The sequence below is a fragment of the Flavobacterium celericrescens genome, from assembly GCF_011392075.1.
Classification (GTDB): domain Bacteria; phylum Bacteroidota; class Bacteroidia; order Flavobacteriales; family Flavobacteriaceae; genus Flavobacterium; species Flavobacterium celericrescens.
Genome location: NZ_JAAJBV010000002.1, coordinates 335,912 through 354,489, shown reverse-complemented (window position 1 = coordinate 354,489; position 18,578 = coordinate 335,912). Strand labels below are relative to the sequence as shown.

At 30.7% G+C, this 18,578-nt stretch carries 21 protein-coding genes; 15 read left to right on the top strand and 6 right to left on the bottom strand.

Features of this window, described 5'->3' with window-relative positions:
- Window position 1: 1 nt before the first annotated feature.
- Window positions 2-535, bottom strand: coding sequence for an RNA polymerase sigma factor (locus G4L40_RS04390; protein WP_133607877.1), 534 nt, complete (start codon window positions 533-535; stop codon window positions 2-4).
- 63 nt (window positions 536-598) lie between these two features.
- Window positions 599-1,420, bottom strand: coding sequence for a DUF6929 family protein (locus tag G4L40_RS04385; RefSeq protein WP_166235931.1), 822 nt, complete (start codon window positions 1,418-1,420; stop codon window positions 599-601).
- A gap of 83 nt (window positions 1,421-1,503) precedes the next feature.
- On the opposite strand from G4L40_RS04385, the gene G4L40_RS04380 reads away from it, so the two are divergent.
- From G4L40_RS04380 to ftsY, 11 genes are all read left to right on the top strand, one after another.
- Window positions 1,504-2,382, top strand: coding sequence for a PPK2 family polyphosphate kinase (locus G4L40_RS04380; RefSeq protein ID WP_166235930.1), 879 nt, complete (start codon window positions 1,504-1,506; stop codon window positions 2,380-2,382).
- Window positions 2,383-2,392: 10 nt separating this feature from the next.
- Entirely contained in the window at window positions 2,393-3,343 is a 951-nt protein-coding gene (locus tag G4L40_RS04375; RefSeq protein WP_166235929.1) for a YARHG domain-containing protein, read from the top strand.
- A gap of 65 nt (window positions 3,344-3,408) precedes the next feature.
- Window positions 3,409-3,975 carry a DUF2306 domain-containing protein gene (locus G4L40_RS04370; protein ID WP_235922585.1) on the top strand — a complete coding sequence of 189 codons (567 nt, stop codon included), beginning with the start codon at window positions 3,409-3,411 and terminating at the stop codon, window positions 3,973-3,975.
- 38 nt (window positions 3,976-4,013) lie between these two features.
- Window positions 4,014-4,784: a 3'-5' exonuclease gene (locus tag G4L40_RS04365; RefSeq protein WP_166235927.1), complete on the top strand. Its 771-nt coding sequence runs from the start codon at window positions 4,014-4,016 to the stop codon at window positions 4,782-4,784.
- Window positions 4,785-4,853: 69 nt separating this feature from the next.
- Window positions 4,854-5,465 carry a fumarylacetoacetate hydrolase family protein gene (locus G4L40_RS04360; protein WP_166235926.1) on the top strand — a complete coding sequence of 204 codons (612 nt, stop codon included), beginning with the start codon at window positions 4,854-4,856 and terminating at the stop codon, window positions 5,463-5,465.
- 1 nt (window position 5,466) lies between these two features.
- Window positions 5,467-5,811 (top strand): Hpt domain-containing protein, encoded by a 345-nt coding sequence (locus G4L40_RS04355; protein ID WP_166235925.1) that lies wholly within the window; start codon window positions 5,467-5,469, stop codon window positions 5,809-5,811.
- Between the two features lie 31 nt (window positions 5,812-5,842).
- The gene (locus G4L40_RS04350) at window positions 5,843-7,090 is read left to right on the top strand and encodes a CinA family nicotinamide mononucleotide deamidase-related protein (protein WP_166235924.1); all 1,248 of its coding nucleotides are present in this window, start codon (window positions 5,843-5,845) and stop codon (window positions 7,088-7,090) included.
- Between the two features lie 79 nt (window positions 7,091-7,169).
- Window positions 7,170-7,412: a 50S ribosomal protein L28 gene (rpmB, locus tag G4L40_RS04345; protein ID WP_008253904.1), complete on the top strand. Its 243-nt coding sequence runs from the start codon at window positions 7,170-7,172 to the stop codon at window positions 7,410-7,412.
- 21 nt (window positions 7,413-7,433) lie between these two features.
- Window positions 7,434-7,616, top strand: a complete 183-nt coding sequence (gene rpmG, locus G4L40_RS04340) for a 50S ribosomal protein L33 (protein WP_008253902.1) — start codon at window positions 7,434-7,436, stop codon at window positions 7,614-7,616.
- Between the two features lie 8 nt (window positions 7,617-7,624).
- Window positions 7,625-7,777 carry a DUF4295 domain-containing protein gene (locus G4L40_RS04335; RefSeq protein WP_113988621.1) on the top strand — a complete coding sequence of 51 codons (153 nt, stop codon included), beginning with the start codon at window positions 7,625-7,627 and terminating at the stop codon, window positions 7,775-7,777.
- 124 nt (window positions 7,778-7,901) lie between these two features.
- The gene (gene ftsY / locus G4L40_RS04330) at window positions 7,902-8,855 is read left to right on the top strand and encodes a signal recognition particle-docking protein FtsY (RefSeq protein ID WP_166235923.1); all 954 of its coding nucleotides are present in this window, start codon (window positions 7,902-7,904) and stop codon (window positions 8,853-8,855) included.
- 198 nt (window positions 8,856-9,053) lie between these two features.
- Here ftsY and G4L40_RS04325 read toward each other — a convergent pair whose 3' ends face one another.
- Window positions 9,054-10,121 (bottom strand): serine hydrolase domain-containing protein, encoded by a 1,068-nt coding sequence (locus G4L40_RS04325; RefSeq protein WP_166235922.1) that lies wholly within the window; start codon window positions 10,119-10,121, stop codon window positions 9,054-9,056.
- 104 nt (window positions 10,122-10,225) lie between these two features.
- Between G4L40_RS04325 and G4L40_RS04320 the strand changes: the two genes are divergently transcribed.
- Complete coding sequence (locus G4L40_RS04320) at window positions 10,226-10,642, top strand: lipocalin-like domain-containing protein (protein ID WP_166235921.1); 417 nt, start codon at window positions 10,226-10,228, stop codon at window positions 10,640-10,642.
- A 2-nt stretch (window positions 10,643-10,644) separates the two neighbouring features.
- The gene (locus G4L40_RS04315; protein ID WP_166235920.1) at window positions 10,645-10,941 is read left to right on the top strand and encodes a DUF721 domain-containing protein; all 297 of its coding nucleotides are present in this window, start codon (window positions 10,645-10,647) and stop codon (window positions 10,939-10,941) included.
- A gap of 79 nt (window positions 10,942-11,020) precedes the next feature.
- Here the strand turns inward: G4L40_RS04315 and G4L40_RS04310 are convergent, their stop codons facing one another.
- From G4L40_RS04310 to bshC, 3 genes are all read right to left on the bottom strand, one after another.
- On the bottom strand, window positions 11,021-11,440 hold the full coding sequence (locus G4L40_RS04310) for a nucleoside-diphosphate kinase (RefSeq protein WP_026724611.1): 420 nt from the start codon (window positions 11,438-11,440) through the stop codon (window positions 11,021-11,023).
- A gap of 57 nt (window positions 11,441-11,497) precedes the next feature.
- On the bottom strand, window positions 11,498-12,325 hold the full coding sequence (locus tag G4L40_RS04305; protein ID WP_166235919.1) for a formylglycine-generating enzyme family protein: 828 nt from the start codon (window positions 12,323-12,325) through the stop codon (window positions 11,498-11,500).
- A 151-nt stretch (window positions 12,326-12,476) separates the two neighbouring features.
- Complete coding sequence (bshC, locus tag G4L40_RS04300) at window positions 12,477-14,072, bottom strand: bacillithiol biosynthesis cysteine-adding enzyme BshC (RefSeq protein WP_166235918.1); 1,596 nt, start codon at window positions 14,070-14,072, stop codon at window positions 12,477-12,479.
- 108 nt (window positions 14,073-14,180) lie between these two features.
- Here bshC and G4L40_RS04295 point away from each other — a divergent pair, with 108 nt between their 5' ends.
- Window positions 14,181-16,370: a B12-binding domain-containing radical SAM protein gene (locus tag G4L40_RS04295; protein WP_166235917.1), complete on the top strand. Its 2,190-nt coding sequence runs from the start codon at window positions 14,181-14,183 to the stop codon at window positions 16,368-16,370.
- An 88-nt stretch (window positions 16,371-16,458) separates the two neighbouring features.
- On the top strand, window positions 16,459-18,564 hold the full coding sequence (locus G4L40_RS04290) for a response regulator (protein WP_166235916.1): 2,106 nt from the start codon (window positions 16,459-16,461) through the stop codon (window positions 18,562-18,564).
- Window positions 18,565-18,578: the final 14 nt, after the last annotated feature.

Here is an 18,578-nt window from a genome sequence, read left to right as displayed (position 1 = left end):
ACTATTTTGCTTTTTGATAATAAAAAGTTCTTACCAATTCTTTTAATTTACTTTTCGCCGCATTCAATTGCGATTTTGATGTGCCTTCGCTAATACCTAATTGTTCTGCAATTTCTTTGTGCGAATAGCCTTCAATCACAAACAAATTAAAAATCGTTTGGCATCCATCGGGAATGTAATTCAGTAAATTGAGCAAATCTTCTTCCTCTAAATCAGTAACTTCGTCGGCTAAGGGTTGCGAATTGTAGCTCACATCTTCTAAATACAAATTAAAGTTGATGTTCTTTTTAATCTGTAAAAGGCAATTGTTCACCGTTATTTTTCGTGCCCAAGCTTCAAAAGCCAAGTCTTCTTTTAGTTGTTCTATTTTTGTGAATATGGTAAAAAAAGCATCGGCCAATACTTCTTCAATTTCTTCCTCCTTTTTTAAATACCGTTTACACAAACGATAGAGTTTTGGCGCCATAGTTTCATACACCAAGCGTTGTGCTTCGCGGTGTTGTTTTCGGCAGCCTTGTATGTGTTTTACATCCATTGGTAAACTTGCTTTTTTATATAGAGCATAAAATTTCACAAAAGGTTGGGAGGGAAGTAAAAATTATTTAGTTAATGTCAATTTATATATAGTTGCTTCTAAAACTTCTGTATCATTGTCTTCACATAATAAGAAATTTAATTCGGTTTCAGATTCCTTGTAAAGTGTGATGCCTTCAAATTTATGCTTGTCTGAAATAATTATTGTTTTTTCAACTTCAAATGTTTCTAGATTTAAAACACCCACTAATGAACCTAAAACTTCTCCATCTAAATAAGTTGAGTTTGTATCTTCTGCAGAAGCAAGAAAGTAAATTTTGTCTTGAACCTTGATGGCATCCGTAAAAGTGGTTTCTACGTTTTCAATTTTTGGAAGTGAAATGGGATGGAATTTAATCGGTTGTGTTTTGTCATTTTCAACAACAAATATGCCGTTTTTAGACTGTGAACCATTGCCTCTTTGAAATAAATACATTGTTTTTTCAATACTAATGCTGCCTTCAATATTTAGTTCGTCCTCTTTTAAATCAGCCACCGTACGAAGTTGAACATATAATTCACTCAAATCTCTATTTTTTGTTTTTTGGGTCTCCAAATAAAAAGTCATCATTTGATTTCTATTATTTGTAGAACCCGAACCGAAAATATAAAGTTTATTTCCATTTTTAGTAATAGATTCAAAATCGTATTTTTCTTTTTTAGCAATATTTTCTTTTGGGTTTTCTACTAAAGCAATTTTATGTAGCTCTTCTGAATCAATTGTATATTCATATAAATAGGAGCTGTTGTCAGAAATAATGAATAATGAATTGTTGTGAAATAAGATTCCAGAAGCTGAACCAATTCCGATAATATTTAAAAAGATTTGAAGTTGAAATTTTTCCATATTTTTACAAATGTGTTTTGGGTTTAAAAGCTTTAAATAGCATCTAAAATTACTATTTTTACAATTATTAAATTGAAATTAGAATGGAAAATATAAATATTGAAGATTTTAAGGTAAAAGGAGCCGTTAAATTGACTGATTTTACTACAAAGTTGCCAATTGATACCGATAAAGATCAAGAAGAATTAGCTTTAGATAAAATTCAGAAAAAACTTTCTAAAAAGCAAGATGCCATGTATGCGCACAACCGTCATGCTTTTTTGATTTGCTTACAAGGTATGGATACTAGCGGAAAAGATAGCTTGATTAGAGAAGTTTTCAAAGAATTTAATCCGCGTGGAGTAGTGGTGCATAGTTTTAAAACACCCAATTCAACCGAATTAGAACACGATTATTTATGGCGTCATTATTTAGCTTTGCCTGAAAAAGGGAAATTCGCAGTTTTCAATCGCACACATTATGAAAATGTATTGGTAACGCGAGTGCATCCCGAATATATTTTGTTTGAAAATTTGCCAGGAATTGAAAAAGTTGAAGACATCACGCCTCAGTTTTGGGAAAATCGAATGGAACAAATTATAAATTTTGAAAAGCATATTTCGCAAAATGGAACTAAAATTTTGAAATTTTATTTTCATATGAGTAAAGAAGAACAACGAGAACGCTTGTTAAAACGATTAGAAAATCCTGAAGATAATTGGAAATTTAGTGCAGGCGATTTAAAAGAGCGCGAACATTGGGACGATTACATGAAATATTATGAAGAAGCTATTAATAAAACATCAACCGATTTTGCTCCTTGGTATATAGTTCCTGCTGATGATAAAGGTGTTGCGAGATATATTGTAGCTAAAGTGATTTGGGAAGCATTAGAAAATTTAAAAGATATTACTGAGCCAGAATTGGATCCAAAAGTAAAAGCAAATATTGAAATGTATAGAGCGCAGTTAACATCGAAATAGTATTCAAAATATGAAATTTAAATTAATAGGATTATTGCTTATTTCTTCTTTATTCGGATGTAGGGAAGCGATTAAAAACGATGTAAAATTTGTTGCTGAACAAGATTTTGAAGATATCCAATTTACAGAACCAAAGGTTAGTAATAGTTTGGTTGTAAACACAAAAGAAGATTTGTTAGGTTATTGGGTAGGTGATTTTGATGCCAATTTATCGGATGAAGAAATGGATACAATTTATGGAAATGAATCGTATTCCAATTTAATTACAAGAAAAATCACATTTTCGATAGATGAAATTAAAGGTGATTCTATTATAGGACATTCGATTTCTGCTGGAAATATTAGTCCGTTCAAAGGTTTGTTATCCGAAAACACTTCTGGTTTTACAATGGAAGTTGATGAGTTCAAAAAAACAAAAACTGACGGAAAGTTTATTATAGAAATAAGAAAAACAGATTCTATTTTAAAAGGAAATTGGGAAGCATATTCACAGTCTGAATTAAAGATTTATAAGCGAAATTTTGATTTAAAAAAGAAACTTTTTGTTTATGATAAAGCACAAGAATTAGATGTAACTTTTTTTGACACAGACAAATCAAAAGAATATGTTTATGCAACTGACACCGTTGATGGAAAAGTTGAAGAATATATTGATAATGAATATTATGCAACTACAGAAAAGTTGTTTGAAAAAAATGCTTCAAATGAAGTGCTAACGACTGATTTTGTTTCCAATTTATCAAAAGCCGATATTTTTATTCTTAGAAATTCCATTTTTGCACGTCATGGATTTGCTTTTCGCGATAAGCAATTGCGAATGTATTTTGAGCAATTTAATTGGTATATGCCTGTTTTTGGAGATGTTAAAGATGAATTAACCGAAATCGAAAAGGAAAACATCGATTTGCTACTTCGCTATGAGAAAAATGCGGAAGAATACTATGATACTTTTGGAAGATAATGTGGATTAAATATTCAAAATATCTTTTGTGGATTGGATATATTTATTTTTCATATCTACTTTTATTGATAACGCTTCAATATATTCCTTATCATACAGATGTAGCTTTTTTGCGAATTAAACAAGAAGTAATTGTTCTAAATCATTACAAAATTGCTTTTTTTACGCATGTGTACACAAGTATATTTTTAATGTTTTTTGGAGCATTGCAGTTTTCAAATTACATCCAAAAAAAGCACATGAAATTACATCGAATTTCAGGCAGAGTATACGTTGGAATTCTGTTGTTATTTTCTGGGCCAAGCGGATTGGTAATGTCATATTATGCAAATGGCGGTATGTTTGCACAAGTTTCTTTTTTATTATTGTCTACTTTTTGGATATTATTTACGTTTCTATCATTGTATTTCATTTTGAAAAAAGAGATAATTCAGCATCAAAAATTTGCCATTCGAAGTTTTGCATTGACATTATCGGCAATTTCACTTCGATTATTCAAATATCTATTGGTTTTCTTTTTTGAACCTTTGCCAATGGACGCATACAGGATTGCAGCTTGGTCAGGTTGGACCTTTAATTTATTGGTTGCCGAATTAATTATTTACTATAAATTTTCAAGAATTAGTAAATAAAAAAATCTTCAATTATCTTTGTAGGATATAAAATCGCTATGGAATTAAAATTAACACGCCCAATCTGCTTTTTCGATCTTGAAACTACTGGAATTGATGTAGCAAGAGACCGAATCGTAGAAATCTCAATATTTAAAGTATATCCAAACGGAAATAAAGAAAGTAAAACTTGGTTGGTAAATCCAACGATTCCAATTCCGCCACAAACTACAGCGGTACATGGAATTACGGATGAAAAAGTTGCTAATGAACCAACTTTCAAAGAATTAGCTTCTCAAGTTCATAATATGATTAAAGATTCTGATTTGGCTGGATTTAATTCGGATAGATTTGATATTCCACTTTTAGCTGAAGAATTATTACGTGCAGAAGTCGATTTTGATATGAAAAACCGAGTTTCTGTAGATGTACAAACTATTTTTCATAAAATGGAAGAGCGTACTTTGAGTGCTGCATACAAATTTTATTGCGGGCAAAGTTTAGAAAATGCTCACAGTGCTGAAGCCGATACGATGGCAACGTATGAAATCTTAAAATCTCAATTAGACAGATATGAAAATTTAGAAAACGATATGAAATCGTTATCTGAATTTACAACTCGTAAAAAATCAGTTGATTTTGCTGGATTTATTGCTTTAAATAATGAGGGAAAAGAAATTTTTACCTTCGGAAAACACAAAGGTGCTTTGGTAGACGATGTTTTTGATAAAGAGCCAGGTTATTTTGGTTGGATTCAAAATGCTGATTTTCCGTTATACACCAAGAAAGTTTTAACAGGAATTAAATTAAGAAAGTTAAATACTAAATAGAGTGATTAGTGAAAAGTAATTAGTGAATAGTCGCTGATTACTTTTCACTATTTACTAATCACTAGAACTATGAAAATAATCTGCATCGGTCGCAATTATGTTGACCATATTTCGGAATTAAACAATGAAAAGCCTACAGAACCTGTAATTTTCATGAAACCAGATACTGCGGTTCTACCAAAAAAAACACCATTCGTCATACCTGCTTTTAGTGATGATGTGCATCATGAAGTAGAAATTTTGGTAAAAATATGTAAGGTAGGAAAATATATTGATGCAAAATTTGCGCATAAGTATTATGACGAAATTGGTTTAGGAATCGATTTTACTGCAAGAGATGTTCAGGCTAAGTTAAAAGAAAAAGGTTTGCCGTGGGAAAAAGCGAAGTCATTCGACCATTCAGCGGTAATTGGTGCCTTTTTATCGAAAAAAGATTTTTCTTCTGTAGAAAATATTAACTTTGAGTTAAAATCAAATGGAAAATCAGTACAAGTTGGTAACACAGATTTAATGTTGTGGAAAATTGATGAGCTAGTTGCTTATGTTTCACAATATTTTACTTTAAAAAAAGGAGATATTATTTTTACGGGTACTCCTAAAGGTGTTGCTAAAGTTACTGAAGGTGATGTTTTAGAGGGTTTTATTGAAAATAAATCGATGTTTAAAATTCAAATTAAGTAATATGGCGCTACAGTATAATTTAGCAAAAGTGTATGAAATATCAGAAAATGATACTGAATTTGCCTTGCAAATTGTTACTTTGTTTTTAGAAGAAGTACCAGCCGAAATGAAGTCTATTAAGACTGCTATTGAAGAAAAAGATTATACAAGAACTTACTCTGCGTGTCATAAAATTAAACCAACATTAGATTTGCTAGGGATGGATATGGCTTATGAAGAAAATATTCAGATTATGACATGGGCAAAAGCTGAAGGAAAACGAAAAGAAATTAAAGAAGTTTATAAATCTTTAAAAGACAGAATTGATTTAGCAATTAAAGAAATCAAAAAAGATTTTAAGTTATAAATCAATTACTCCCAAACTATAAATATTACCTATGAAAGCCACAATTGTAACTATTGGCGATGAGATTCTTATTGGTCAAATTGTAGATACAAATTCGTCTTATATTGCTAAAGCATTAGATAAAATTGGAATTGCTACACATGAAATGTTATCAATTTCTGATGACAAGGAGCATATTTTAAATACCTTTCAAAAACTACAAAATGAGGTTGAGGTTGTCATCATAACAGGTGGATTAGGACCAACAAAAGACGATATTACTAAAAAAACATTTTGTGATTATTTCGAAGATACTTTAATTGAAGATGAAGCGGTTTTGCTTCATGTTAAAGAAATTATTGAAGGTTTTTATAAGCGTCCAATTACGCAAATAAATAGAGAACAAGCTTTGGTGCCAACAAAAGCAAAAGTACTTTTTAATAAAGCCGGAACTGCACCAGGTATGTGGATGGAAAAAGAAAATACTGTTTTTATTTCCTTGCCAGGAGTGCCGTTTGAAATGAAATATTTGATTGATAATGAGGTGATTCCTAATTTGGTACAAAAGTTTGAACGTCCATACATTGTGCATCAAACAATTATGACCTATGGGAGAGGAGAAAGTTTAATAGCTGAGCAAATTGAAGCATGGGAAGATAATTTGCCAGAATTCATAAAATTAGCATATTTACCAAGTCCAGGAAAAGTAAGATTGCGATTAACAGCTCGTGGAAACGATAAAGAAATCCTTCAAAATGAAATAAAAAAACAAGTACAATTGCTTGATTTGTTAATTCATGAAATCATTGTGGGTTATAATGAAGACGAACCTATTGAAGTTGTTTTAGGGAAAATTTTAACTGAAAAGAAGCTTACACTTGCTACGGCAGAAAGTTGTACCGGTGGTAAGATAGCAGCTTTGATGACTGCAATTCCAGGTGCTTCAAATTATTTCAAAGGAAGTGTGGTAAGTTATGCTACTCAAACTAAAATTGATGTTTTAGGTGTTTCAAAGGAAGTCATTGATAAATATGGAGTGGTTAGTGCAGAAGTAGCTAAAGAAATGGCATTAGGTGTTCAAAAACTGACAAAGTCTGATTATGCAATTGCTACGACAGGAAATGCCGGTCCTTTAAAAGGTGATGCTGATGCGGAATTAGGAGCAGTTTTTATTGCAATTGCAAGCCCAAATGATGTGTTTGTTGAGGAGTTTAACTTTGGACAGCCACGTGAAAAGGTAATAGATAGGGCGGTTAGTAAAGCATTGGAACTCATTTATAAAGAATTTTTAAAAAAATAATAAAAGATAGTTGTGTATATGAAATCGATTTTGTTTCTTTGCACCCTGATTTTAGATAACGAAATAAAGCTGAATAATAATGTCAAGAGTTTGTGAACTTACAGGTAAAAGAGCAATGGTAGGGAACAATGTTTCTCACGCTATGAACAAAACAAAGAGAAAATTCTCTGTTAACTTAGTAAAAAAACGTTTTTACATTCCTGAAGAAGATAGATGGGTAACGTTGAAAATTTCAACTGCTGCATTAAAAACTATTAATAAAAATGGAATTGCTGCTGTATTGAAAAATGCAAAAGCAAACGGATTTGTTAAATCTGTATAATCCGCAATAATATATATCAAAATGGCAAAGAAAGGTAATAGAATCCAAGTTATTTTAGAATGTACAGAGCACAAAACTTCAGGAGTTCCTGGAACATCTCGTTACATTACTACAAAAAATAAAAAAAATACTCCAGATAGATTAGAGATTAAAAAATTTAATCCAATCTTAAAGAGAGTAACTGTACATAAAGAAATTAAATAAGATAAGTCATGGCAAAGAAAACCGTAGCAACTTTACAAACAGCTTCTAAAAGATTAACCAAAGCTATTAAAATGGTTAAGTCTCCAAAAACTGGCGCTTACACATTCGTTGAATCTGTGATGGCTCCTGAATTAGTTGATGAATTCTTGAAAAAGAAATAATTCATAAAACAATTATATAGATAAGCTACTTTCGTTTGAAAGTAGCTTTTTTATTTTTACATTTGTTGCTGTATTAAGATTTTGATGTTGTCAATCTCTTGAATAAATAATCAAACCAAATTCTATGAGTTTTTTTAAAAAAATATTCTCTTCTGATAAAAAAGAGACTTTAGATAAAGGCTTAGAAAAAACTAAAACATCGTTTTTTTCTAAACTTACTAAAGCTGTCGCTGGAAAATCTAAGGTTGACGATGAGGTTCTTGATAACTTAGAAGAAATATTAGTGTCTTCTGACGTAGGTGTAAATACAACACTTAAAATCATTGAAAGAATAGAAGAACGAGTTTCCAAAGATAAATATTTAGGAACCGATGAATTGAACGGAATTCTTCGTGAAGAAATTGCTAGCTTATTATCTGAGACTAACTCAGGTGAAGCTACTGAGTTTGCAATACCAACAAATAAAAAGCCATACGTAATCATGGTAGTTGGAGTTAATGGTGTTGGAAAAACTACAACAATTGGAAAATTAGCATATCAATTCAAAAAAGCAGGTTATAAAGTAGTTCTTGGTGCCGCAGATACTTTTAGAGCTGCAGCTATTGATCAACTGCAAATATGGGCTGATAGAGTAGGTGTGCCAATAGTAAAACAACAAATGGGAAGTGATCCAGCATCTGTGGCATTTGATACCTTACAAAGTGCCGTGGCTCAAAATGCAGATGTTGTAATTATTGATACTGCTGGTCGTTTGCACAACAAAGTTGGTCTAATGAACGAACTTTCTAAAGTGAAAAAAGTAATGCAAAAAGTAGTAGAAGATACTCCAAATGATGTACTTCTAGTATTAGATGGTTCAACAGGACAAAATGCTTTTGAACAAGCAAAACAGTTTACTGCTGCAACGGAAGTATCTTGTTTAGCAGTAACAAAATTAGACGGAACTGCAAAAGGTGGAGTGGTGATAGGAATTTCAGACCAATTTCAAATTCCGGTTAAATATATTGGTGTTGGTGAAGGAATAGAAGATTTGCAAGTATTCAATAAGTATGAATTTGTAGATTCATTTTTTAAATAATAGCTGATGGAATTTTTAAAATATAAAATGGTTAAGTTGCTAATTGCAGCTTTAGTACTGGCTCTAATAGCAATTCCTTTTGATGAAATAGACGCAGTCTATTTAACATTAAGGTTGATTTCGTTCGCAATATTAATGTATGTTTTTATAAAACTTACAAGTGCAAAAAAGAAAGTAAAAAAATAAAAATAAGTGCTGTTAGTTGATAACAGCACTTATTTTTTCCCATAATGTTTCATCAAAATCTGATAAAGCAAAATTGACACCATCAGCAACATCTCCCATTCGGATGATAACTAATTTTTTACTAGGTACTACATATATTTTTTGATCATTTTTACCTAAAGCACAATACATATCTGCAGGAGCAGATGGAATTAATGTGCCGTTGAATTGTAGTTGTGTTTGAGGTAAATGATAGCTTGTTTTTCCATTTAACCACCACAGATAGCCATAAGCTAAATTAATATTTTGTGATGTGCTTGTTGCGTTATCCATATAATTTTGAGGAACAATCTGATTGCCTTCCCATTTTCCTTTGTTTAAAGCTAGTAAACCAAAACGTGCCATATTTCTAGTAGTACTCCAATATACACTTAAACCATCCATTTCAACCCATAACCCATTAGTCATTCCTATTTTGTCTCTTAATTTTGTATTGAAATAGTTTGACCAAGTTTGTCCTGTAGATGCTGCTACTACATCTTGTAATTTTACATATACATTGTGGTATGCCCATCGTGTGCCGGCATCGGCAACGTATTGCAAATTGGCTGGAGAAACATCATCGCCTAAAGCATCGTTTAGACCAGATGTCATGGTTAAAAGATGTTTATTGGTTATTAAATTTTCTTTTGCTAATGGAATGCTTGTCCACCCTGTTCCTAAATAATCAGAAACTTTATTGCTAATGTTCAAATATCCTTCTTGCTCAGCAATTCCGGTGACAGTTGCAGTTAGTGTTTTACCAGCACTTGCCCAATACCATGGCTGTGTAGCAGAATGGCCATTGAAGTAATTTTCCATAACTATTCTTCCGTTATGGAGTACTATGAATCCTTTAGTGTGCTTTAATTCTAAATAGTCTAATAAAGGTTGTACCTGAGATTGGTTCCACCCTAAGCTAGCAATAGTTTTTGTTTCCCAAACATCAGAACCAATTGGAGGAAAGTACATTTGTTCTTCTGGAGTTGAAGGAGTTGGTGAATCATCAGAACCACAACTAAATAGAGTTGAAAGCACAAATAGGGATAATATTTTTTTCATAGTATTTAAAAAACGGTTACATATTCATTAGACAATAAAAGTAAGGAATAGTTTAATTTGAAAGATAAATAATTGTAATTTTATACCATATTAATGTGTGTACAATGAAAAAAATAATATTATTTCTTGTTTTCGGGTTGTTTTTATCATGTAAACAATCTATTTCTGAGACTGATTTACAAAATTTGAATGGCTATTGGGAAATTGAAAAAGTTGAACTTCCAGATGGTGATAAGAAAGAATACAAAGTAAATGAAACAATAGATTTCTTTAAAATTAGTGATAAAAAAGGTTTTCGTAGTAAAGTGATGCCACAAATAGATGGTACATATTTGACAAATGATTTGAAGGAAGATGTTGTTATTGTGCTTAAAGATGGTGATGCCACAATTCAGTATAAAACAAATTATGCTAATTGGAACGAAGAAATTATTGAATTATCTAAAGATAAATTAGTGGTTAAAAACCAACAAGATTTGGAGTATCATTATAAAAGACCCGCTAAATTTTCGATTAAATAGGCATGGCAAAACGATTCAATGAAGAAATTCAGATAGGAGATGTGTTGAAGCAATTTATTACTCAAAATAAGTTAGAGGCTGGTATCGATGTGGTTAATGTTCGTGACGCATGGAAAAATTTAATGGGAAATGGGGTAAATAATTACACAACAGAAATTCAGCTCAAAGGTTCAACGCTTTATGTAGCTTTGTCTTCAGCGGTTTTACGAGAAGAATTAAGTTATGGAAAAGATAAAATCATAAAAATGATAAACGAAGAACTTCGAAAAGATTTGATTACAACTTTGGTTTTACGATAAAAAAAAATCTCGTTTCAATTAAGAAACGAGATTTTATATTTTATTCTGAATTCAAAATTCAGAAATCTGCAATCATCAATTAAAACTGTTCTCTTCCTGAAAAATGGAAAGCACTTTCAATAGCTGCATTTTCATCAGAATCAGATCCGTGAACTGCATTTTCTCCAATTGAAGTAGCATATTTTTTACGGATTGTTCCTTCAGCTGCATCTGCTGGATTAGTAGCTCCAATTAAAGTTCTGAAGTCTTCCACAGCATTTTCTTTTTCTAAGATAGCTGCTACAATAGGGCCTCTTGTCATAAATTCAACTAATTCACCAAAAAATGGTCTTGCAGCGTGAACAGCATAAAAAGCTTGTGCATCAGCAATAGTTAATTGAGTTAATTTCAAAGAAACAATTTTGAAACCACCTTCAGTAATCATGTTTAAGATTCCACCAATATGTCCGTTTTCTACAGCATCTGGTTTAATCATTGTAAAAGTTCTGTTTGTTGCCATTTTTTAAATTTTTTGCAAAGGTACTATTTTAATTAGGTTTTGCAATATTGTTTTTTATTATTTTGTAACTGTTCGAGCTACTCTAAAACCATAAAATTCATGTGTTTTAGATGGAATTGTAGAAATTCGGTTTGCTGGTCTAATGTAGCTTGGTTGACTATCCCAAGAACCTCCTCTGACAGTTCTTCTTTCTCCCATTTCTGGTCCTTTTGGATTGTCTCCTTTTTCTTGTTTATAGAAATCTTTGTTGTACCAATCCCAACACCATTCCCATACATTTCCACTCATGTCATAGACACCTAATTCGTTTGGTAATTTTGTTCCTATTGTGTGTGGTTGACCATCGCTATTTGCTTTATGCCAAGCTACTTCGTCAAGTTTATCGCTACCACTAAATTTAAACATTTTTGTAAGTGATCCTCCTTTGGCAGTAAATTCCCATTCAGCCTCTGTTGGCAATCTATAACCATTAGCTTTAAAGTTGCAAATAAAATTTGGTCCTTTTTTAGTATAACACGGCTGTAGTTTTTCTTTAATACTTAACCAATTACAATATGCAATTGCTTCATTCCATGTAACTCCATTGATAGGGTAATTGTCTTGCCAGCCCCAAGTTGGTTTTGCAGGCATTTTCATTTTATTTGCTTTAATAAACTGCTTCCATTCCCAAACGGTTACTTCGAATTTACTAATTTCAAATGTATTTAAAGTTACACTATGTTCTTTTTGTTCATCTACTTCTGCATTTCCATCAGAATCTTTTGAACCCATTTTAAATGTTCCTCCTTTTACTTGTACTAGGCTATTTTCGATAAGTATATTTTTAAAAGCGAAAAAAGCTAAAAGTGTCATTAATAATGCTGAATAAAAAGTAATTTTTTTCATAGGGGTTTAAAATTAATTTAGGTGTGCAAATATAATAATAATTTAACATTGTAAATTAATATTGTTACAAAAGCACATATTAAGTAAAATAATTGTTAAAAAAATGAAAAATACTACTTTTTATCGAATAAAAAAGTATTTTATCGATAAATTATAAAATAACAATTGAAAATTTTTGTTCTAAAGGCAATAATTCAGCGGTTATTTTTCTTACAAAGCTTTCAAAATCATCTACATCGGACACAAAAGAGGCTAAATTTTGATTTCTTTCCTGTAAGCTTTTGTTAGGGAATAATTCATTTTGAATTTCAAAAATACGCTCCAATTTTGAAGTATGATTTTTTCGTTCAGCCTTTAATAATCGTTTTTCTAAATTTTCTAAGCCTTTGAGTTGTTTTGCTTCTTGAGCTTTTACTGCGCCTATAAATGATTTGTCAGTTCGGTTTGCAATTTCTAGTAACGAATCAAATTGTTTTTGTAAAACTGTTTTTTGTTCAGAAAAGTCGATTGTGAATGCCGAAAATTCTTTGGTTTTTTTGTCCGAAAGTTGTTTTTGAGACATAAAAATATCATTCCAATTCAATCCTAATTTATCTAACTTTTCAACTTGCTTTTTTGTAGCGATTAAAACAGAATTACGAAGTAATAAAATAGGAAACGTAATATTATTTGCCTCAAAATTAGACTTCAATTCCAACCAATAAGCTAATTCACCTCCGCCGCCAATATAGCATAAATTTGGTAGAATTATTTCTTGATATAATGGTCTTAAAATAACATTTGGACTAAAGTTTTTTGGATTATTTTCTAATTCGGTTAAGATTTCGCTCTCTGAAAATGATAATTGTGTATTATTAATTTTATAATTACCATTTTCTAAAATAATACGTTCACGTAAATTATCTTGAATATAAAATAAGTTAATTTCTCTTGGATTTACCTGAACGTTGTACTCTTTTAATAACGGAAGGGTTTCGTTAACTTTTTTAAATGATGTTTGCTGTAATAATTCATTTTTTGCATAAGGAATAAATAATTTTTTTAGTTCCAAATCATCACCATCGATAATTACTAAACCTTCTTTTTTGAAAAGTTCATTTGCTAGAAAACGAGTTGCATCGGCTAAACTATCGTGTTCTAAATACGATTTTTTAAAGAGTTCGCGAAGGTAATTGGCGTTATTTCCTATACCTAATTCACTTGAAAATTGCTCAAAAACTTCATTTAAACCAGCAGTATTAAGTCTGCCAACAGGTCCATTGCTCTCTCTATTCCATTGGATTTTTTTTTCTTTGAATGAAAAGAAATTAATTTCATCAAAATCATGATCCTCAGTCGCCATCCAATACACAGGAATAAAATTATTTTCAGGATAAGCCGTTTTTAATTCTTTCGTTAAATTAATTACCGAAACAATTTTATATAAAAAATACAAAGGACCAGTAAATAGATTTAGCTGATGTCCAGTTGTAATGGTAAAGGTTTTTGAATCTTTTAAAAGTTCAATATTAGCTAAAGTAGCTTCTGAAATTTCAAACTTTTGGTATTGATTTACTAATGCTTTTGCTAAAATTTCACGATTTTCAATTGGAAAATTTTTACTTTTATCCTCAATCTGGAGTTTAAAGTTTTCTACTGTTGGAAATCGATTGTATAACGCTTTTAATTCAGCCTTTTGGTCTAAATAATCTACGATTAGTTTTGAAAAATATCCCGAATTTTGATACGTAATACAGTCGTTTGGCATTTTAGCAATTATTTTTCTGCTAAAATACTAAAAATCTTTGTTACTAAAACGCCTTTAACAAGTAGTTAGGAATTAATAAAAACCTTATTTTTGTTGAAATTATTTGCCTTGAAAAACATTCTCTTAATCACACCACCTTTTACCCAACTGAATACACCGTATCCAGCAACGGCTTATTTGAAAGGTTTTTTGAATACCAAAAATATTTCCGCGTTCCAAATGGATTTAGGTATTGAAGTGATTTTAGAAATGTTTTCCAAACAAGGTTTAGAACGTTTGTTTCAAGTTTCAAGTTTCAATTTTGAAGAATTTGAGCCGAATTCACAGCGAATTTATTCCCTAAAAGACGATTACATCAAAACAATCGATTCTGTAATCGCTTTTCTCCAAGGAAAAAATCCATCATTAGCACGACAAATTTGTTCTGGAAATTTTTTGCCAGAAGCTTCTCGTTTTGATCAATTAGACGATATGGAATTTGCATTTGGTTCGATGGGAATGCAAGACAAAGCTAAACATCTAGCTACTTTATATTTAGAAGATTTATCGGATTTCATTGTGGAATGTGTCGATGAAAATTTCGGATTTAGTCGCTATGCAGAACGTTTAGGACGAAGTGCAAATTCGTTTGATGAACTTTACAATCATTTGCAAGATGAATTAACGTTTATTGACGAAATCACAATTAAAATTCTGAAAGAAAGAATTGAAAAAGTGCAACCTAAACTAGTTTGTTTTTCTGTTCCTTTTCCTGGTAATTTATACAGTGCTTTTCGTTGTGCTCAGTTTTTAAAGACTAATTTTCCATCTGTAAAAATTGCTATGGGTGGCGGTTTTCCAAATACGGAATTACGTGAATTAAAAGATAAAAGAGTTTTTGAATTCTTCGATTTTATTACGTTAGATGATGGCGAATTACCTGTTGAATTGTTGTACGATTTTGTCACATCGAGCGAAGCCGAGATGTCTTTAAAGCGAACTTTTCTTTTAGAAAACAACCAAGTAGTATATAAAAACAATTCCCCACGCAACGATTACAAACAAAGCGAAGTAGGAACTCCAGATTATTCTGATTTATTATTAGATAAATATATTTCGGTAATTGAAGTAGCCAATCCAATGCATAGTTTGTGGAGCGATGGTCGTTGGAATAAGCTTACTATGGCACACGGTTGTTATTGGGGAAAATGTACGTTTTGTGATATTTCTTTAGATTACATAAAGTTGTATGAACCGATTGCTGCCAAGATTTTGGTTGATCGAATGGAAGAATTGGTCGCTCAAACGGGCGAAAATGGATTCCATTTTGTAGACGAAGCTGCGCCACCAGCATTAATGCGTGAAGTAGCTTTGGAAATTATCAAGCGAAAACTAGTCGTTACTTGGTGGACAAATATTCGTTTTGAAAAAAGTTTTACTGCCGATTTGTGTTTGTTATTAAAAGAATCAGGTTGTATTGCAGTTTCTGGTGGATTAGAAGTGGCTTCGGACCGACTTTTAGAACTAATCAAGAAAGGAGTAACCGTCGAACAGGTAGCGCAAGTAACTCGAAATTTCACGGAATCTGGAATTATGGTGCATGCCTATTTGATGTATGGTTATCCAACACAAACGATTCAAGAAACTATTGATAGTTTAGAAATGGTGCGTCAATTGTTTGAATTGGGCGTTTTGCAAAGTGGTTTTTGGCATCAATTTGCCATGACAGCACATTCTCCTGTGGGAATGTTTCCTGAAGAATTCGGAGTAATTCCGGAACAAAATGAAATTATGTTTGCTAATAACGACATCAATTTCAAAGACAAAACCGGAATCAATCACGATAAATTCAGCTTCGGATTAAAAAAATCATTGTTCAATTACATGCACGGAATCTGTTTCGATTACGATTTGCAAGATTGGTTTGATTTTAAAATTCCGAAAACAAAAATCCCTTCTGATTTTATTTATAATTGTTTGGAAAAAGAACAAAATTTTACAACAAAACCCAATGCTAAAATTGTTTGGATAGGAGGAAAACCTCAAACCGAAATCTTCACCAAATCCAAAAAAGGAAATTCATGGAAAATGATGAAATTAACATTTTATCAAAAAACTCAAACGTATGATATTTCGCTAAATGCTGAAGAAGGGAAATGGTTGATTGAAGTTTTAGAGAGAATTTCGGTTTATAATGAAAATAAAATCACTTTTGCTCAATTGAAAGCTGATTTTGAACAACAATTTGATGATTTTGAATTGTTTTGGTATAGTAAATCGATGCAAATTCTAAAAAACAATTCTTTGTTGGTTTTGTAGAATTTTTACTAAATAGGCTTTATTTTTCATTAAATATTTTATAATTATTGAAAAAAAAGTATAAATTTAACATCTAATACGATATGGTGTGAAATTTATTTTCCCTAAAAATGCAGATTCTACCTATACAAAAGTAATTAGTTTACTTTCACTAATGTCTTTTGGACTATTGGTTTTAGTAGGTTCGTTGTACTATTACATGAAAGTACAAGAAAGAGATATTTATGATTCTAGTAATAAAATTTACAAGAACGAAATCAATTCTTTAATAAAACTAAATTCTGAAAATTATACTTCCTTAGCTGTTGAAATTACTTATTGGGATGAATTTGTTGATTTTGTAAAAACTAAAGATGTTAAATGGTTTAATACTTCGGTTGCCAATATCTTAGATAATTATAAAGTTGAATATGTTTGTGTTTATGATACAAAAGGAACATTTTTAACAAAGGTTTCAACCCCAAAGATTAAAACGGTTCAATTTATTCCACATGAAGCTATAACTAAATTATTAGCTAAAAAAGTAGATAAATTTTATATCAAAATTCCTGAAGGTGTTGTTGAAGTATATGGAGCAACCATTCATCCTTCAGATGACCCATATAAAAACAAGACAAAACCTTCGGGTTGTTTTTTTATGGCTAGACTTTTGGATAATGAATATTTTGCGAATTTTGAAAAAATAAGCACTTCAAATATTGATTTTTTTAAATATCCAGAAGAAAATTCAAAAGCGGTTTATTTTGTTAAACCACTAAAGGATTATAAAAATCAAACGATTCAGCAGCTCATTTATAAAAGAGCTTATAATATTGATTTTTGGATTACTAAATTCATATTAATTGTTATTACAATCGCCTTGATTTTATCATGGATTGTTTATTATTACTATGCTAACCGCTGGTCTAAACTTCCATTGAGTTTTATTAAAAAAATATTGAAAAATGGAGATAAAAATGCAATTCAGTCATTAAAAAATATTAGAGGTGAATTTAGATATATTGGAAAATTATTTGAAGAAAATCAAACCAAAACAAAAGAACTTGAAATTGCCAAAAATAAAGCAGAAGAAAGTGATAAATTAAAATCTGCTTTTTTGATGAATTTGTCACACGAAATCAGAACTCCAATGAATGCCGTTTTAGGATTTTCAGAATTACTTTCTAATCCTAAACTATCTGAAAAAGATAGAAACGAATATATCAATGTAATTCAGCAAAGCGGAAAAAATCTTTTGGAGATTATTGATGATTTAGTTGAAATGTCTAAAATAGATTCTCAATTAATTAAACCAAACTTGCAACCATTTGATTTAGATGAATTTATTCAACAAATTTTTCTGTCGTATGAAAAGTTATACAGCAATGAAAAAGTAGAATTTAAATTAACAAAACCTAAAAAAACAATTCAAAAGCAAATCATTTCTGATAAAGTTAAATTAGGTGAAGTCATTACTAATTTATTAAACAATTCTTATAAATTTACAGAAGAAGGCTTTGTTATTTTGGATTATGAAGTTGATGAAAAAAGTAGCAAGATTAATTTCAGTGTCAAAGATTCTGGAATAGGAATTCCAAAAGCTTTTCAAGAGAATATTTTTAAACGATTTAGTAAAATTAACGCCAAAGGAATTTCAGCTAATGAAGGGCTTGGCCTAGGTTTGGCAATTTCAAAAGCCTATGTTGATATGATTGGGGGGCAAATTAATTTTACTTCTCAAGAAGGTATTGGTTCTACTTTTTTTGTATCTATTCCACTTAGTTATGCTCCTGAAGAAAATAATAAAAAAGAAATTGTTTCGAAGATAAAAACTGCTATTAGTTTAGGCAAAGAGGAAGTTATTCTAGTAGCTGAAGACGACAATATCAATTTTTTGCTTATTGAGAATATTTTGAAAAGTTATAATTTTAGAATTATCCGTGCAAAAGATGGATTAGAAGCGATAGAATTTTGTAAAAAGAATCAAGAAATTGATTTAGTTTTGATGGATATAAAAATGCCTAACCTTGATGGTTATGAGGCTTTCATCGAAATTCGAAAATTCAATCCAACAATTCCTATTATAGCACAAACTTCCTATTCTTTTGAGGAGGAATTAGAAAAAATTAAAAAGTTAGGTTTTAATGATTTTATTTCTAAACCAATCCAAAAACAAAAATTATTTGAATTAATAAAGGTTTATATGAACCGATAAAAACTATAGTATTT

What these genes read in the sequence shown, in the direction of transcription:
- G4L40_RS04325 (WP_166235922.1), bottom strand. Translation starts at nt 10,121, where the DNA reads ATGAAAAAAATATTATCCCTATTTGTGCTTTCAACTCTATTTAGTTGT.
- rpmB (WP_008253904.1), top strand. Translation starts at nt 7,170, where the DNA reads ATGTCAAGAGTTTGTGAACTTACAGGTAAAAGAGCAATGGTAGGGAAC.
- G4L40_RS04315 (WP_166235920.1), top strand. Translation starts at nt 10,645, where the DNA reads ATGGCAAAACGATTCAATGAAGAAATTCAGATAGGAGATGTGTTGAAG.
- bshC (WP_166235918.1), bottom strand. Translation starts at nt 14,072, where the DNA reads ATGCCAAACGACTGTATTACGTATCAAAATTCGGGATATTTTTCAAAA.
- G4L40_RS04305 (WP_166235919.1), bottom strand. Translation starts at nt 12,325, where the DNA reads ATGAAAAAAATTACTTTTTATTCAGCATTATTAATGACACTTTTAGCT.
- G4L40_RS04375 (WP_166235929.1), top strand. Translation starts at nt 2,393, where the DNA reads ATGAAATTTAAATTAATAGGATTATTGCTTATTTCTTCTTTATTCGGA.
- G4L40_RS04390 (WP_133607877.1), bottom strand. Translation starts at nt 535, where the DNA reads ATGGATGTAAAACACATACAAGGCTGCCGAAAACAACACCGCGAAGCA.
- G4L40_RS04350 (WP_166235924.1), top strand. Translation starts at nt 5,843, where the DNA reads ATGAAAGCCACAATTGTAACTATTGGCGATGAGATTCTTATTGGTCAA.
- G4L40_RS04380 (WP_166235930.1), top strand. Translation starts at nt 1,504, where the DNA reads ATGGAAAATATAAATATTGAAGATTTTAAGGTAAAAGGAGCCGTTAAA.
- rpmG (WP_008253902.1), top strand. Translation starts at nt 7,434, where the DNA reads ATGGCAAAGAAAGGTAATAGAATCCAAGTTATTTTAGAATGTACAGAG.
- G4L40_RS04365 (WP_166235927.1), top strand. Translation starts at nt 4,014, where the DNA reads ATGGAATTAAAATTAACACGCCCAATCTGCTTTTTCGATCTTGAAACT.
- G4L40_RS04385 (WP_166235931.1), bottom strand. Translation starts at nt 1,420, where the DNA reads ATGGAAAAATTTCAACTTCAAATCTTTTTAAATATTATCGGAATTGGT.
- ftsY (WP_166235923.1), top strand. Translation starts at nt 7,902, where the DNA reads ATGAGTTTTTTTAAAAAAATATTCTCTTCTGATAAAAAAGAGACTTTA.
- G4L40_RS04360 (WP_166235926.1), top strand. Translation starts at nt 4,854, where the DNA reads ATGAAAATAATCTGCATCGGTCGCAATTATGTTGACCATATTTCGGAA.
- G4L40_RS04355 (WP_166235925.1), top strand. Translation starts at nt 5,467, where the DNA reads ATGGCGCTACAGTATAATTTAGCAAAAGTGTATGAAATATCAGAAAAT.
- G4L40_RS04335 (WP_113988621.1), top strand. Translation starts at nt 7,625, where the DNA reads ATGGCAAAGAAAACCGTAGCAACTTTACAAACAGCTTCTAAAAGATTA.
- G4L40_RS04310 (WP_026724611.1), bottom strand. Translation starts at nt 11,440, where the DNA reads ATGGCAACAAACAGAACTTTTACAATGATTAAACCAGATGCTGTAGAA.
- G4L40_RS04320 (WP_166235921.1), top strand. Translation starts at nt 10,226, where the DNA reads ATGAAAAAAATAATATTATTTCTTGTTTTCGGGTTGTTTTTATCATGT.